Raw genomic sequence first — 15117 nt, forward strand, 5'->3', positions numbered from 1 at the left:
CGTCAAGAGACGGCCTGGCACCGCCTTCAGGTGGCGTTGCGGCTGTCATCTATCGTCGTCTCTGATCAGCAGCCCGGGCGAAAATCCGCCGCCGTCGTCGACGTCCGGATAGGGCACCCAGTCCTTGCCGTCGAAGTACAACAGCTCGCCGTCGTCACCCAGCTTCACGACGTTGTCCGCCTGCTCTTCCGCCATGGTGGGGAGTATCGCAACGCGAGGTAGGAAGGGAAACCCCGAGCGCATCAGCCAGTGTGTGCCTCGGCGTTGACGATATGCCGCAGGACCAGAGCCACGACCTCGCGGTGCATGGGGTCGTCGAGTCGCGTGAGCAGTCCGGCATCGCGGCTGCCGGCGAGGACCTCGTGCAGGACCGGAGCCATCGGCGCCAGTACGGGGTCGGCGGCGAAGGAGGCCAGGTTTTTCCGCGTCACGAGCACGGTGTCCACGTCTCCGGTCGCGGCCGCGACGAAATCTCCCAGCGCCAGGGCCAAGTTCATCACCCGCCGCAGCTCGGTGGGCACGGTCACCTCGTTCTCCAGCGCTTTCTGGGCGCGGCTGATCACGATGACGTCCAGCGGCTCCAGATCGGCGAGAAGGTCCGGCCCGCGTTCGCCGTCGTGCAACCGCCGCAGCCTTTCGGACGGCTTCGCGAACCGGGGGTCTCGAGTCTCCAGCGCGGCGAGGTGGTTTCGCAGCTGGATGTACGCCCCGGTGTTGCCCTGCGTGGCGGCCACCAGCGCAGCGATCGCCGGCTCCCAGAAAGCGGACCACACGGCTTCCTGCACCGCAGAGAAGGCGGACGGACGGTCCGCCTGCCGGCGTGCCTCCTCGATCACGCTCTCCAGCAGGCCGCTCAGCGAAGCCGGGTCGGATGCGAGCTGCCGCAGGACGGGGAGCAGGTCCACCCCGGGCACCTGGCCGACGCGGTCGCACAGCGCCTCCGGGCTGCCGGGCAGTTCGACTTCGGGCCCGAACTCGTGCAGATCACCGGCTACCGCCGGCCCGGCATCGCTGGTGACGCCGCCGGTCAGCCTGCCCAGGAGCATGGCCGCCAGGTGGTGGGCCGCCGCCGCTGTGCCGTCCCGGGCGTGGATGTTCAGATAGGTGCCGAGATTGCCGTGCCCGATCGCGATGGTGTGGGGAACCTTCGCCCGATAGGCGTAGCGGAGGCAGTCCCGGGCCCGGTCGATGGCCACGTCCCCGTGGCCGCGAGCGTTCTCGACATTTCCCAGGGCGCCGAATACGTCGGCGAGCAGGAGGGGGTCGTCGAGGCGCTCGGCGACTTGTCGGCTCGCGTCCAGGAGGGACAGCGCCTCGTCGGTGCGGCCCAGTTGCAGCAGCGGCATATAGGCGAGGTGGCGGGCACTGACAAGATCGGTGGGTGGGGCGCCCCGGGCTTCCTTGGAGGCGCACAGCTCCGCGTTGTACGTCAGCGCCTGCTCCCAGCGGCCGACGCGAACGGCCGCCCGCTGGGCGGTGTCGAGGATCTCCTCCCACGTCGCCCACCAGAAGACGCCTTCCCGGTCCGTCGAATCCCGCGGCAGCTTCCTCATCCGCTCGACCAGGTCGGTGGCCTCGGTGAGCGCCCGTTCCGCGTGCTGGGACTCCGCCAGCACATGTACCCGGTTCACCTGGCTGTGGTACTGGCTCCAGATGCCGAGGCCCGCCCGCCGCACGTACTCGATCTGCTCGTCGGCCAGTGCGAGGGCTTCCTCGATGCGCCCCGCACGGACAGAGAACTCGATCAGGCGGTTCGCCGCGGTGGCCGCCACCTCGTAGTCCTTTGCGGTACGCGCCTCTTCCAGTGTCCTGCGAGCCTGCTCGGCGGCCTGCTCAGGGTCGATCAGCTGCATGGCCCTCGTATGCACGGCGGAGTGGGGACGCCCGCCGCCGCCCGTGAGGTGCAGCACGGCCAGCCGCCGCAGCATGGTCGCCACCCGCGCGGCCGTCGGCCCCGTGGCATCGCGCAGCAGAACCCCTTCCAGCAGCACCTCGGCCAACTGCAGATGGCCCTGCCGGGCCAGATACGGCGCGGCCGACATGCAGGCCCGCGCGATCAACGGCCCGGTCAGGTGCGCTCCGTCCGCATCGGTGGCCTCCCGGGTCAAGGCCATCCGGAACACCGTCACCCAGTAGTCGGCCAGCCGGGTGTCGACCATCGAGCGGAAGTCGCCGCCGGCCAGGTCGCGGCCCGCGGCGGCGGTCGTGTGCTGGATCTCCAGGGACACGCCGTACGTTCGAACCCGCAGTGTCAGCAGCCCACGGTCCGCGAGCGCCAGCAGACTTCGGTCCACGGGTGTCTCACCGTGGCCGAGCAGGGAGCGCAGGTTCGGCCAGTTCTGCTCCACGGTCGGGACCCTACGGTCGGCATCCTCCAGGCAGCACAGGAAGTGGAAGAGATCACGGAGTTGCGGGGGCAGGTCGCCGACGACGGCACCGGTCCAGGTCCGCATGATCTGCAGGTGATCGCCGTCGCCCGCGATGTGCTGCCCCGCCGTCGAGATGACCGTACGCGCGTCCTCGCCTCGCTGTCGCGCCCGCCGGACGGACTTGGCCAGCGCGGCAAGCCGGCCGGGATCACCGCACAGGCCGTCGGCCAACTCCAGCAACTGGGGGTGTCCGTCGACCGCCTCCAGGAGCGTCCGGGCCAGTCGGCGTGCCGCTTCCTCGGTGACACCGGGCACGCCGCCGCTTGCCAGCCTGGCGAGCCGGGGCAGTTGCGGAAGCAGCAGCATGCACTCGTCGGGGGTGAGCAGGCCCACGGGGACGGTGGGCAGCCCGGGAGGGTACGCACGTGGGGCCCTGCGACCGGACAGGATCAGCCGTGTGGGTCCCCTGTGACCTGCCAGTGCGTGCAGCAGGTCGTTCCAGCGCCCGTCCCGCCAGTCCCGGTCCGCCGTCAGCAAGTGGTCGATGCCGTCGATGACGAACAGCAGCCGGCGGCGCTGCGTGCAGGCGCGCAGCCGCGTCAGCAGCTCCTCGAAGCGGTCGGCGCCCGCCAGCAGTTCGGCGCAGCTCAGCTCGGGCACCGCCTGGTCCATGGCGACGACGAGTTCGGTGAGGGCGCCCCTGGGATCCGGCTGTGGCGCTGTTTCCGCCGTGGCTTGGAACCAGATGACTTTCTCGAAGGCATGCTCGTGAGTGGCCGCCAGCTCCGCGGCACAGGCGGTCTTGCCCACCCCGGGCATGCCCTGCAGGAGCACCCCCCGCAGTCCGCTGTCCGGAGACAGCGCCGCGCCGGCCCGGGCCATGGGGAGGACCCGGCCCACGAAGCGCTCCGACACCGGCAGCGTTCCCGCCGCCACCTGCTCCGTAGAGGACGTCGGGGCGGGCATCGTCAGCTGCGCCGCCGGCGCACCGGACAGTATCGGCGTCCCCGCCTGCAAGGCCAGGGGCGGCGAGAACCCGTCTCCCTGCGCCAGCTCCTTCAGCGTGCCGGCCAAGGCCTGCGGAAGCGACTGCCCCTCGAGAATCACCTTCGCGTAGACGCGCTCGGTCAGCGCCGTCGCGAAATCATCGCCCACCGGATATCGCATGGCCAGCACGGCGCACCCCAGCCGCTCGGCAACCATGTTCGCGAGCGCGCCGACCGGACCGGGCGCGGGTTCCTCCTCCGCCGCTGCCGCCGCGTCGCGCCGATCGGAAAGGCCGAGCAGGCGCCGCTGCTGCCGTACGGCCCGCGCCGCCGACCAGCACGCCGACAGCGTCACCAGCCTGACGCCCCGCGCCACGCCGAGCAGGTCGGTCACCTCGTCCGCAGCAACCCGGTCGGGCAGCCCGGCATCGGTCTCCAGCAGGAGTTCAGCGGGAGTGCCGTGGCCGGAGATGTGGATCACGTCCCAGCCCTCCGGTCGCGCCAGTACGGCCCTGAGTCGCTCGCGGGTCACGCCGTACTGCAGGCAGTGGATCTCGACACCGCGGCCCGCTCGCGCCGCCTCGGTGAACCGCAGCTCGAGGCGCCGCCGCTCACGGCGCAGATTCAGTGCCCGGCTGCCCTCCGGCAGGCTGAACAGCGCAAGGATCCGCACCGGCCGACCGGGGCGCGGCGTCGTTTCGTCGGCCGGTGGCCCGGCGTCGGGATGGTGCTGCGTCACCAGGGTGACGTCCTGCAGGGCCAGCGGCCGGCCCTGCGCATGTGCCAGCTCCAGCGGAAGGTCCAGGAGCCGGCGCGCCGCTTCACCGGCGCCCGCCGGCACCACCACCCGCACCACGGCGGGAGCCGCCGCCCGAAGCGCGTCGGCCACGGGGCCGAGTACCTGCTCGCCGAGCCAGCTGCCCACGTCACGGACGATCTCTGCCTCCCGGACGTCGCGCAGGTCGGGAGCCGCATGCCGCCACAGGTATCCCGGGAGGTCAACGGCGGCCTCGTACCGCGGACTGGCGAGGTCCAGACGTACGTCGTGGCGGGCCAGCATCCGGCCGTCGGGCCCGGTCAGCACCCATCGCCACCGGTCCGGCCCCGCCATCTCCCGCGCCTCGAGCCGCAAAATGATCACGACCGCTCCCCCTACGCGGACGGCGGCCGACGACGGAAACCCCGCGGGCCCGGGCGTGGTGACCGGCGGCCGCCGTCCCCTTGCGGGTAGACGTTCGCGAATTGCCGGGCGTGACCGGGGTAGACCATGCACAGCATGCCCACCGTCTCGTCGAGTTTTGGACGGAGGTCGGCGAGCGTAGTGGCCGGCAGCACCTCCACCAGACTCGCGGCCAGGTCGAGTACCATCACCGCACGGTCCGGCTCCTGCACCATTGCCAGGCACCGCAGGTACTGGATACAGGTGTTGAGCAGTTCCCACATGGACAGCAGGTCCAAGGGGTTGAGCAGGTCCCGCCGGATCTCCAGGGCGCGGGAGGCCGACAGGGCTGGGACCATCGGGTCGGCGCCGCCCCGTCCGCGCCGCACGGCATCGAGCAGCCGGAGCATGTCGGCGATGGACAGATTGTGGTGCACGGTCCCCAGCGCCCGCCGCGTCCGCGGCCCGGCCTCGATGCTGAGCGCGGCCTCACGGGCGTCCTCGAGGATGCGGATGCGCTCGTCCAGAGCTCCTGTCTTGGCGAGGATCTCAGCGAGGTCGGTGCGGGCCACGAGCAGCTCCGCCAACGCCTCGTCGACTGAGGGCGAACGTTCGTCGCCCTCCCAGTCCAGCGTCTTCCTGAAGACGGAGTCGAACTCGGCTGCCGCCTGGCGTCCCGGCTCCACCGCGCCGACGGCATCGCCGGCCACGTTCAGCGCCATGGACCATCGCCACAGTGCGCGGGCGAGGCCGCGGGACGTTTCGAGGTCCGCATGGTCCCGTAACGCCCTGCGGTATTCGCCCACCAGAGCCTGCCACTGTTCCGGCGCGGGGCTCGTTCGCGCGGGATCGATCTGCGCCTGGCGAAGCTGAACGTATTCACGCGCCAGCCGTTGTGGGCAGCTCATGGCCCTCCTTCCAGCCCGGAACCGATCAGGTCGAAGTTGCCCTCCACTGCATGCCCCGTACAGGTGGGGATCCCGGGTGCCGGTCCGCACCCTCGCTCGTTGTGCCGAGATTGCCCACAACAACTCAATAATTCAAGGGAGTCCGCGCTCATTCGCTGCCCAACTCGGCCCGGCCGTTGGCTGTGGCCGAAGGCCGAAGGAGGGAACACACCCGGGGATACCCGGGGATCAGCAGGTGATGGTGCCCTTGCGCAAGGCGTGACCGCCGTCGTTGCTGTCGTCGGCCCAGTAGACGGGCTTGGAACCGGCCACGCATTCGTCGGCGCCGGCGAGGGAGAAGCCCTCGTTGTTGTAGTTGGGCATGCCGCTGGGACGGTTGTAGACCGCGGTCGTGGTGAAGGTGCCGGTGGCGTCGAGCTTCAGGGTGCGGTGCTGACCGTTGCAGGTGTCGTCGCAGACCGCCCACAGGCGGGTGGCCTGCGGTTCCCACTGCAGTTCCATCACGCCGGACATGCCGCTGCCGAAGGAGGCGACGCGGGTGTACGAACCGGAGTCGGCGAGGACGTATCCGTAGATCATGCCGGTGCCCTCGACGCCGACGAAGAACACGCCACCGCTGTGGGAGCTGTAGCGGGCCGGGGCGTAGGCCGCACCGGTGGAGGCGTCCTTGAAGCCGGCTCCGGTGAGGTAGGCGTCGGGGATCCAGGTGATCCCTTCGAATCCGAGGTTGGGGTCGGTCTTGGGCAGGTCGGAGGTGAGGTTCCATTCGGTGGCGGCGGTCAGCGACGAACCGCCGACGGTGACGTCGTACTTCAGCACCGACAGGCGGCTGGTGCCGGAGGCATCGCCGTTGCGCTCACTGGCGACGAACACCCCGCCGGCCGAGCCGGAGCCGGTGAGGGTGACGCCCTCGCTGTCGGGGCTGCCGGAGCCGCCGGGGAAGCGCAGGGTCTTGCCGGAGTTCCAACCGCCGGTCGTATCCGGCTTCCAGCCGCCGGAGCCGTCACGCACCAGGCGCCACAGCTTGCCGCTGTTCTGCGCGCCCCACAGCACGTCGCCCTCCTGGTAGAGGCCGCTGAGATCCTCACCGAACACGTTGGCGGCATCCGCGGTCGCCACGCTGCTGCCGCCGGGCCACGCCACCGGACCCGTCGTGCCACCGCCGGTGGAGCCGCAGGCGTTGGGGCCGCCGAGCGTCACGGTCGCCGCCTGCTTGAAGTCGCCGGCGCCGTCGGGACAGCGCGACCAGGACGGATCGGAGTGCTTGCTCCAGGAGAAGCTGTCCACCAGGGTCTTGTCGTCCGCGAGGTAGAGGCGGGCCTTGTCGTCGGAGCCCAGGCCGAACTGGTTGTGGACGTCGAACGCCCGATACCCGCCCGGACTCAGCGTGGTCCCTGAAGCGATCTTGTACTTGTGGTCGTTGTCGTCGTCCTTGAGGATCCAGCCCGAGATGTCGATCGTGGCGGTGCCCTTGTTGAAGAGCTCGATCGAGTCGTTGACGTCGCCGGTGGTCACCACCTCGTTGATGCGGACGTCGTCGGCCACGGCCGCATGCGCTGAAGGCACACCAGTCAGGGCGCCCGCGGCCAGCAGCGGTCCGGCAACGAGGAAGCGGGTCAGAACACGACACCCACGGCGGGCGATCGACGCAGTCACAGAGATCCGTCCTGACGTTGTCATGGGCAGGGCAAATTGACCGTTCCGGCCCCGCCCGAACAGGACTCCACCATCGAGGAGGACGGTCTGCGAACGGCAGGCGAAATTCTGTGCCGCCCACCGTGCTCAAGGACTTCACCACGACCTCCGAGAGCGGGGGCTTATCGATAATGAAAATCATTGTTGTATGCTTCATCGGCTGTCCGCCGCGCACGGACGGCCGGACGCCGCCCAACCGGGAGCGAAGGAGAGGAACTGCCATGCCACTTGGATCGCGCCCAGGTCTCCCAGGACCGAATCCGCGACTGCGCGAGTTGCAAGAGACGGTTCGCACCCTGCTCGGCCTCGACGCAGACACCGCCGTCACCGTCCGCCGACTCACCTGCACCGAACCGGGCCGTCCACCGGTCGAGACGATCGTCGCCGTGCTCCCCATGGACGGCGAAGCGCGCCGATGGCGACTGCACCGGCCCGCCGAGCAGATCACCCCGGACGACCTGCGCTCCGTCCTGCTCACTGATCGACCCACTGATCGACCGCACTGACAGGACATCAGGTGTGACCTCCCCCGAACCCCCTCACGAGCGCGTTCCCGCCACCGTCGTGACCGGCCTCCTCGACTCCGGCAAGACCACCCTCCTCAACCACATCCTCACCGAGAACCACGGCATGAAGATCGCCGTCATCAAGAACGACTTCGGCGACGCCCACATCGACGAAGCGCACCTCCTCGACGCCGAGGGGGAGATCTTCGAGATGACCAACGGCTGCATCTGCTGCACCGCGCGCGGAGATCTCCTCCGCACCCTGGGCGCGCTGTTGCGCCGGCGCGAGCCGTTCGAGCGCATCCTCATCGAGGCCAACGCGCTCGCGGACCCCGCCCCCGTCGCCCGGGCGTTCCTCATGGACGACGAGATCGCCGCCCAGCTCCGCCTGGACGCCGTCGTCACTCTCGTCGACGCCGCCCACGTCCTTCAGCACCTCGACGAGGTCCCACCGGAAGGCGCGGAGAACGAGGCCGTCAAGCAGATCGCCTTCGCCGACCGCATCATCCTCAACAAGACCGACCTGGCCGACGACGACACCATCGTGCAAGTCGTCCGCCGTATCCGCGCCCTCAACGCCGGGGTCAGGATCGTCCCCGCCGAGCACGCACGCATCGCCCGGCACGAGGTACTGGGCGTGAGCGCTTTCGACTTGGAGCGGGTACTCGCCGACGACCCCTCTTTCCTCACCGAGACCGAGCACCGACATGACACCGTGATCACCTCGGTGGGCATCGAACTCGAAGGTGAACTCGACGAGGACCGGCTCAACGCCTGGCTGGACGCCCTGCTGTGCACCGACGGCGTCGACCTCTTCCGCTCCAAGGGCGTCCTCGCCGTCGCCGGAGCACCCAGGCAGTACGTCTTCCAGGGCATGCACGCGCTGCTGGACGGCACCTTCGGACGCGACTGGCGGGGGAACGAAGTGCGCCGCAACCGCGTGGTGCTCACCGGCCGCGGACTCGACCGCGAGGCACTGGAGCGCGGCTTCGCCGACTGCCTGGCCGTGGCTGGGGCCTCTCCGGTGGATCACGCCGGGCTCGCGGGCCTGGTCCAAACGAAAGACCGTGGTGCCGGCGGTTGGTGAACGCCTCGCTGTCGTCGGGGAGTTGGGGTCGTTGAAGCTGAACGCCTGCCCCTGACAGACTGCGGGGATGACAACTCCGTTGAGCCAGTTGTCCGGCCGGGTCTGGATCTACTCCGGGGATCCGGATCCTGAGGCCGTCCAGCCCTGTATCGCGGTGGTCGCGGATGATGCGGGCAGCACGGTGGTGGACGCCGGCCAGAGCCCGGCACATGCCCGGCTCGCGCAGTCGGCCATGGCGAAGGCGGGGCTGCCCGCCGCCCGTCGGCTGGTGTACACGCACCACCACTGGGACCACACGTGGGGTGCTTGCGCCTGGGAGGTGGAGGAGATCGTCTGCCACGAGGCGGGTGCCGAGTTGCTGTCGGCCGAGGCGAGCCGCCCGTGGAGCGACGAGTACCTGCGGCAGGAGGTGGCCGCCAACCCCCGCCTGAGGCCGAGCTTCCAGGCCCGGGCACGGGCCATGAACGGGAACGGCTGGGAGGACTTCGCCGTCCGGTCACCGACCCGCACCTTCACGGAGCGGCTGGTACTCCCGGGAGGAGTCGAACTCCGGCACGTCGGCGGCAATCACGCGCCGGACTCCACGGTCGTGGCCATCCCTGATTCCAGCGTGATGCTGCTCGGCGACTGCTTCTACCCGTCGCCGTACCATCTGCGCGAGCCGGGCCCCGTCGGCGAGGAGATCGATCTGCCGCAGATCACCGCCTTGGTGGCGGAGCGCTTCGACTGGTACGTCGACAGCCACAGCCCCCCGTGGCGCCCGCCGTTGTCCTGAGCGGCACCCGATGGTTGGTGAGGAGCTCAGCCGCATCTGCCGAAGTCCGGCAAGCGGGGCGGCCGACGGGAGAGCCACCGCAGGATCATCAACGGGATCTGGATCGCGCCTCAGCAGGCCAGCATCTTCTGAATGGCCTGGCGCGTCACGCCGAGCTCACGTGCGATGTCGGCCTGCGAAACGCCCTGGTCGATGAGGCTCTGCATCAGATCGCGGCGCTCCGCGGCGAACTGCTGGGCCAGGCGGGCATGGTGGATGGCTTGCTCGCGCACCTCCTTGATGTGGTCGAAGGTCGGCTGATACTTCGCGAGGTCCTTGGTGTCTGCCATGGCCCCATAATGACAACGGGGGGTTGTCACGTCAACCCCCCGTTGTCACCGGTTCCGCCGCCTACGCATCTGCTGGAAGATCCGCTACCACATCCACCAGGCCTTCATCACACTCGGTTGTGCCGTCATCTGCTGGCGGCGGCTGAGGAGCCCGCTCTGACTTCCAAGCCAAAGTAAGGTGGAATCCCATGTAGCGGACTCACGCCAAGCGCAAGGAGGTGGAATGCTCGCCAACTTGTCGGCGCTGGCGGCCGGAAGGCGTCATTCGGTCGGACGGCGCTCGGATGGAACCGTTCTCGCGGTGGGCAATACCGCAGCCGCTGAATGTCGTGTCGAGCGGTGGGAAGACGTCGTCGCGGTGGCAGCCGGCAACGTCCATACCGCGACGAATACGGGCAAGTCTCATACGGTGGGACTCCGGTCGGACGGCACGGTGCTGGCAACGGGGTGGAATGGCGATGGACAGTGTGATGTCGCCGGATGGCGAGGCGTCACGGCCGTGGCCGCAGGCTGGCGCCGCACGCTCGGGCTACTCGCGAATGGCCACGTGCTAGCAGTTGGCCGGAGTTCGGAAGGGCAGTGCGACGTGCAGCCCTGGCGCGAGATGGTCGTCGTCTCGTGTGGTGACTGGCACTCGGTCGGCGTCCGGTCGGACGGTTCTGCACTGGCCGCGGGGAACAACCGGCGAGGGCAGTGTGCCGTTGAGGGGTGGCGTGACCTGGCCGCTGTTTCGGCTGGGTATCTCCATACCGTCGGCCTCAGAGCCGACGGGCGGGCAGTAGCGACCGGAGAGCGGGCAACCGGGGCGTGCGAGGTCGATGAGTGGGAAGACGTGGTGGCGCTCGGCGCGGGCAGCTACCACACCGTCGGGGTCACAGCGTCCGGGCAGGTCCTCGCAGTGGGAGACAACAGCTACGGACAGTGCGAGGTCGGCGATTGGCGCGACATGGTCGCCGTGGCGGCCGGTTCGACGCACACCCTCGGCCTGCGTGCCGACGGCACAGTCGTGACCGCAGGAAACGATGCCGACAGACAGTGCGAAGTCGATACCTGGTCCGGAGTCCAGCTTCCATAGGCCCGGGGGCGCGCCAAAGTGGCCGGCCGGCGAGCTTCCAGTTCAGTTTCTCGTCGGGCTCCTGCACCAGCTGGGCGGTGATGGTGAATTCGGCCTGGTTCAGTAGCTCAGCGAACTGGTGTGTGGGCAGCCGATACGACGCGTAGGACACGGGGTGGCCGCCATAGCCGTGTGTCGGACGGCGGTGCTCACCAGTGCCTACGTGGCCAGCGAGAAGGAGATGTCCGCAGATGCCGCCCTGCGGACATCTATCATGCTCAGGGCCCAACTATCACGCTCAGTCACACGGGGCTCCTTCTGGTTGCGTGCCGCATTCCGCGGAATCGATTGCGTGATTGCTGCTCGACTCCCGCGTCGCCTGTGAGGTTCGATCAGGTATCCCTGCACAGGTGCCCCCTTAAGGTCGGTGAATTGCCTCGCAGAATCGTCACAGGACTGGATCTCGGAATCACACACGTCGCTTTCATGGCGTCAGATCGCCTTGATTCATTGACGGTTACGCGTTTACCGCTGCACCGAAAATTTTCAGCCACTTCGGTGGCGATATTTTAAGCATTTGCCGACGCGGAGCAATCGGCCGCCGCGGCATTTCCAGTGGGCTGCCGTGATGAATCTAACGTTTAAATTCGGGACTCCGGCGCTCCTTTACGGTTACCGGGCAGTCGCTTGACGTGTTCATGGGGTGTCTGGAAAGCGTCTTCAGTGGAATTGATCTTCCGGGCTAGGTTCCTGTCACCCCCACGCGTCCCGTTCCGAGGGCGTGGCCCCGCCGCGCCCGGTCCACCGCACCCCGGGAGGTACTCTCTGATGACACCCCGTACCCGCACCCTCGCACTGGCCATCGCGACGGCCGCGCTTGCCGCACCTCTGGTGACGGCGCCCGCGCAGGCCGCCGACGCCCCGCCCCGTACCGGATTCGAAACCTCCGGCGGCGCGCGCTGGACGACCCAGCCCGAGGAGCAGGACTTCCTCGCCGCTGTCGACAAGGCCAGCGACCGGATGTCCGTGTCCCGGATCGGCACCACCAAGCAGGGGCGCCCGCTCCAGCTCGTACGAATCGGCGAACACCGCACCGCTGAAACGGTGTTGCTGATCTGTTCCCAGCACGGCAACGAGCCCTCCGGACGCGAGGCCTGTCTGACCACCATCCGCGACCTCTCCTTCGCGCAGGACGCGCGGACCCGCAACTGGCTCGCCCACAGCACCCTCCTCGTCGTGCCCACCGCCAACCCGGACGGCCGCGCCGCCAACACCCGGGGCAACTCCGACGGTGACGACATCAACCGCGACCACCTTGCCCTGCAGACCGCCGAAGCGCGGGCCATGGCAGCCGTGATCCGCGACCAGAAGCCCGACGTCATCTACGACCTGCACGAGTACGGCGCCACACCCAAGTACTACGACAAGGACCTGTTCGACCTGTGGCCGCGCAATCTCAACACCGACCCCAAGGTGCACGAGACGGCGGAAGCCCTGTCGGGTTCGTACGTACGGCCGGCCGCGAACGCTGCCGGGTACTCGACCGGCACGTACGGCATCTGGACCGACCCGGTCACCGATGAGCCCCTCCAGCAGACCGCCGGTGACGGGCAGGAACGCATCCTGCGCAATATGGCGGGGATCAAGCACTCCGTCGGCCTGCTCATCGAGAGCCGCGTCGACGCGCTCAGTGACGCCGAGAAGGCCGACCCGGCGCTGAACCACCGTCGTCGCGTGCAATCCCACCTCTCCGCTCTCGGCGGCCTGTTCGCCTTCACCAGGGAGCGGCACGGCCAGATCGTGTCAGCCACCCACTCCGCCAGGGCGGCGGGCAACAGCGACCGCGGCCCGGTCTACCTCGGCGGCGCGGACAACGAGCCCGCACAGCCGTCCGAGGTACTGAACAACGCGCCCTGCGGCTACCGGCTCACCGCAGCCCAGTACGCCGAGGTCAAGGACGTACTCGCCCTGCACGGCGTGACGGTGCGGCCCGAGGGCGACGGGGCGTTCGTGCCCCTGCGGCAGTCGATGCGCGCGCTGGTGCCGCTGCTGCTCGACGCGCGTGCGCAGTACGACCTCGTGGCGGGCACGCCCGTGGACAAGTGCTGACGTCCCACCCCAGCCTGGTCCTCGTCGTGCCTGCCCCTGGGGCGCACGACGAGGACAGGGACCTGCTCGACCGAAGCGGCCCGGCCCCCGAGGGTGCGAGGACTTCGCGGCGGAGCTGCGCGGATCAGGGCAAAGGGCGCCGCCGCTCAGTTCCCATGAGGCCGGGCCAGGCCGTGGTCGTAGGCGAAGATCACCGCCTGGATGCGGTCGCGGGCGCCGATCTTGGCCAGGACGCGGCCGACATGAGTCTTCACCGTGGACTCCGACAGGACGAAGCGGGCGGCGATCTCGCCGTTGCTCCAGCCCTTGCCGATGGCGACGAGGATCTCGCGCTCACGGTCGGTGAGGGAGCTCAAGCGCGGGTCCTCGGCGGAGCCGTCGCCGCCGAGTGGCACGAGCCGGGCGAACTCGTGCAGGAGACGGCGGGTGAGCGCGGGGGCGATCACAGCGTCTCCGACGGCCACGGCCCGGATGCCCGCAAGGAGTTCCTCGGGACGGGCGTCCTTGAGGAGGAAGCCGCTGGCTCCGGCGCGCAGAGCCGCATACACGTACTCGTCCAGGTCGAACGTGGTCAGCATCAGGACGCGCGAGCGATCGCCGGCGGCGACGATACGACGGGTGGCCTCGATGCCGTCCATGCCCGGCATGCGCACGTCCATGAGGACGACGTCGGGCCGGAGCTCGGCGGCCTTGCGCACCGCTTCCGCTCCGTGCGCGGCCTCGCCCACCACCTCCGTTTCGGGCACCGAGTCCAGGAGCATGCGGAAGCCGTACCGCTGGAGCGGCTGGTCGTCCACGACGAGCACGGTGGTCACCGGGCACCGCCCTGGGGAGTGAGGTCGAGTACGGCCCGTACCGTCCAGCCGGCGCCCGTGGGACCCGCGCTGACGTGTCCGCCGTAGAGAGCCGCTCGCTCCCGCATGCCCACCAGGCCCTGTCCTTCCTCGTTCGCCGTGCCGGGACGCTCGGCCGGGACGAGCGGGCCGGAGTCCTGAACGGTGATGGTCAGCCGCGTGTCCTCCACGGTCACAGCCAGGTTCGCACGCGCGCCGGCGCCGGCGTGTTTCAGGGTGTTCGTCAGGGCCTCCTGCACGATGCGGTAGACCGTGAGCTGGAGCCCGCTGTCGAAGGCGTCGACGTCTCCGGCGGTACGGTAGACGACCTCCAGGCCGGCGGCGCGCACCCCTTCGCACAGTGCGTTGATGTCCGCCAGACCGGGCTGCGGGCTCAGCTCGGGCTCGGTCGGCGGGCCGTCAGCCTCGCGCAGCACCCCGAGCACCCGACGCAGTTCACCCAGGGCCTGGCGACCGGTGTCGCCGATGAGGTGCAGGGCTTCCTGGCCCCGCTCCGGAGCAGCCCCGGCGGCATAGGCACCCGCGTCGGCGAGCGTGATGATGACGGACAGGTTGTGGCCGACGACGTCGTGCATCTCACGGGCCACCCGTGTCCGCTCGGCCGCGACGGCGAGCCTGCCACGCTGGTCGCGTTCGATCTCCAGCCGGGCCGCACGGTCCCGGAGCCCGGCCAGCTGGGCCCGCCGGATGCGGATCATCAGGCCGAGGGCTATGGCCGCGGTCGCCGTGCTGAGCAGGAAGAACAGCGCGTCCCAGACCGACACCGCCGCCGACACACGTGCCGCTACCAGGCCGAGCGCGCCCGCCGTGGCCGCACAGGCCCACGGCAGCTGCCGGAGCCGCCCGTGCAGGGCCAGGCTGTACAGGGCGACGAAGAGGGCGACATCCGCACGGAGCGCGGCGCCGAGGGACCACTGGAGGAAGAAGACGGCCGTGACGGCGCCGAACGCGGCGGCGGGCGCCCGGCGCCGCCACAGCAGCGGCAGCACCAGCCCGGCCTGCAGGGCCAGCATGCCCGCCACGGGCAACCGAGTGAACACGAGGCGGAAGCGGCGCGGGCCGTCGCCTTCCCCGTTGATCACGCCGACCGCGTGCAGCAGGTCCGGCAGGCAGAACATCAGGACGACCAGCACCACCACCGCGGCATCCAGCACCCACGGACGGGCCCGGTCGGCGTGCCGGAGCCGCTGGCCGGCCCGGCCGAGCCGGGCGACCAGCGGCCCCATCCCGCTGAGATCTTCGGTGGTCACGGAGTTCACCAGTCCATGATGCGGGTGGCTGCCGCT

12 protein-coding genes and 1 pseudogene are annotated in these 15117 nt (G+C 69.6%); 5 read left to right on the forward strand and 8 right to left on the reverse strand.

Annotated features, from left to right (window positions below):
- Positions 1 to 45: 45 nt before the first annotated feature.
- The 4 genes from ACIHCX_RS34305 to ACIHCX_RS34320 form a co-directional block, all read right to left on the reverse strand.
- The gene (locus tag ACIHCX_RS34305; RefSeq protein ID WP_400036584.1) at positions 46 to 195 is read right to left on the reverse strand and encodes a hypothetical protein; all 150 of its coding nucleotides are present in this window, start codon (positions 193 to 195) and stop codon (positions 46 to 48) included.
- A 47-nt stretch (positions 196 to 242) separates the two neighbouring features.
- A complete protein-coding gene (locus tag ACIHCX_RS34310; protein ID WP_400036586.1) occupies positions 243 to 4496 on the reverse strand; it encodes a CHAT domain-containing protein in 4254 nt (1417 codons plus the stop codon).
- An 11-nt stretch (positions 4497 to 4507) separates the two neighbouring features.
- Complete coding sequence (locus ACIHCX_RS34315) at positions 4508 to 5236, reverse strand: hypothetical protein (RefSeq protein WP_400036588.1); 729 nt, start codon at positions 5234 to 5236, stop codon at positions 4508 to 4510.
- 414 nt (positions 5237 to 5650) lie between these two features.
- Positions 5651 to 7078, reverse strand: coding sequence for a lamin tail domain-containing protein (locus tag ACIHCX_RS34320; RefSeq protein WP_400036590.1), 1428 nt, complete (start codon positions 7076 to 7078; stop codon positions 5651 to 5653).
- 314 nt (positions 7079 to 7392) lie between these two features.
- Between ACIHCX_RS34320 and ACIHCX_RS34325 the strand changes: the two genes are divergently transcribed.
- From ACIHCX_RS34325 to ACIHCX_RS34335, 3 genes are all read left to right on the forward strand, one after another.
- Positions 7393 to 7623 (forward strand): hypothetical protein, encoded by a 231-nt coding sequence (locus tag ACIHCX_RS34325; protein ID WP_400036592.1) that lies wholly within the window; start codon positions 7393 to 7395, stop codon positions 7621 to 7623.
- 13 nt (positions 7624 to 7636) lie between these two features.
- Positions 7637 to 8710 (forward strand): CobW family GTP-binding protein, encoded by a 1074-nt coding sequence (locus ACIHCX_RS34330; RefSeq protein ID WP_400036594.1) that lies wholly within the window; start codon positions 7637 to 7639, stop codon positions 8708 to 8710.
- 67 nt (positions 8711 to 8777) lie between these two features.
- Complete coding sequence (locus ACIHCX_RS34335; protein WP_400036596.1) at positions 8778 to 9485, forward strand: MBL fold metallo-hydrolase; 708 nt, start codon at positions 8778 to 8780, stop codon at positions 9483 to 9485.
- Between the two features lie 110 nt (positions 9486 to 9595).
- Here ACIHCX_RS34335 and ACIHCX_RS34340 read toward each other — a convergent pair whose 3' ends face one another.
- Positions 9596 to 9814 (reverse strand): hypothetical protein, encoded by a 219-nt coding sequence (locus tag ACIHCX_RS34340; RefSeq protein WP_400036598.1) that lies wholly within the window; start codon positions 9812 to 9814, stop codon positions 9596 to 9598.
- Between the two features lie 223 nt (positions 9815 to 10037).
- On the opposite strand from ACIHCX_RS34340, the gene ACIHCX_RS34345 reads away from it, so the two are divergent.
- Positions 10038 to 10889, forward strand: coding sequence for an RCC1 domain-containing protein (locus ACIHCX_RS34345; RefSeq protein ID WP_400036600.1), 852 nt, complete (start codon positions 10038 to 10040; stop codon positions 10887 to 10889).
- A gap of 25 nt (positions 10890 to 10914) precedes the next feature.
- Here ACIHCX_RS34345 and ACIHCX_RS34350 read toward each other — a convergent pair.
- A pseudogene (locus ACIHCX_RS34350) lies at positions 10915 to 11115 on the reverse strand (SAM-dependent methyltransferase); the annotation flags it as partial.
- Positions 11116 to 11696: 581 nt separating this feature from the next.
- Here ACIHCX_RS34350 and ACIHCX_RS34355 point away from each other — a divergent pair.
- Positions 11697 to 12977: a M14 family metallocarboxypeptidase gene (locus tag ACIHCX_RS34355; protein ID WP_400036602.1), complete on the forward strand. Its 1281-nt coding sequence runs from the start codon at positions 11697 to 11699 to the stop codon at positions 12975 to 12977.
- Between the two features lie 146 nt (positions 12978 to 13123).
- On the opposite strand, the gene ACIHCX_RS34360 is transcribed toward ACIHCX_RS34355, so the two are convergent.
- Together ACIHCX_RS34360 and ACIHCX_RS34365 are read right to left on the reverse strand one after the other, a co-directional pair.
- Positions 13124 to 13792 carry a response regulator gene (locus ACIHCX_RS34360; RefSeq protein ID WP_400036604.1) on the reverse strand — a complete coding sequence of 223 codons (669 nt, stop codon included), beginning with the start codon at positions 13790 to 13792 and terminating at the stop codon, positions 13124 to 13126.
- Positions 13789 to 15057, reverse strand: coding sequence for a histidine kinase (locus ACIHCX_RS34365; RefSeq protein ID WP_400036784.1), 1269 nt, complete (start codon positions 15055 to 15057; stop codon positions 13789 to 13791). Before ACIHCX_RS34365 ends, ACIHCX_RS34360 begins: the two co-directional genes overlap by 4 nt.
- Positions 15058 to 15117 lie beyond the last annotated feature (60 nt).

Source organism: Streptomyces sp. NPDC052043 (assembly GCF_044548235.1).
Classification (GTDB): Bacteria; Actinomycetota; Actinomycetes; order Streptomycetales; family Streptomycetaceae; genus Streptomyces.

Excerpts from the sequence above, each read along its gene's own strand:
- ACIHCX_RS34345 (WP_400036600.1), top strand. The coding sequence starts at position 10,038 with ATGCTCGCCAACTTGTCGGCGCTGGCGGCCGGAAGGCGTCATTCGGTC.
- ACIHCX_RS34315 (WP_400036588.1), bottom strand. The coding sequence starts at position 5,236 with ATGGCGCTGAACGTGGCCGGCGATGCCGTCGGCGCGGTGGAGCCGGGA.
- ACIHCX_RS34355 (WP_400036602.1), top strand. The coding sequence starts at position 11,697 with ATGACACCCCGTACCCGCACCCTCGCACTGGCCATCGCGACGGCCGCG.
- ACIHCX_RS34305 (WP_400036584.1), bottom strand. The coding sequence starts at position 195 with ATGGCGGAAGAGCAGGCGGACAACGTCGTGAAGCTGGGTGACGACGGC.
- ACIHCX_RS34365 (WP_400036784.1), bottom strand. The coding sequence starts at position 15,057 with ATGGGGCCGCTGGTCGCCCGGCTCGGCCGGGCCGGCCAGCGGCTCCGG.
- ACIHCX_RS34340 (WP_400036598.1), bottom strand. The coding sequence starts at position 9,814 with ATGGCAGACACCAAGGACCTCGCGAAGTATCAGCCGACCTTCGACCAC.
- ACIHCX_RS34335 (WP_400036596.1), top strand. The coding sequence starts at position 8,778 with ATGACAACTCCGTTGAGCCAGTTGTCCGGCCGGGTCTGGATCTACTCC.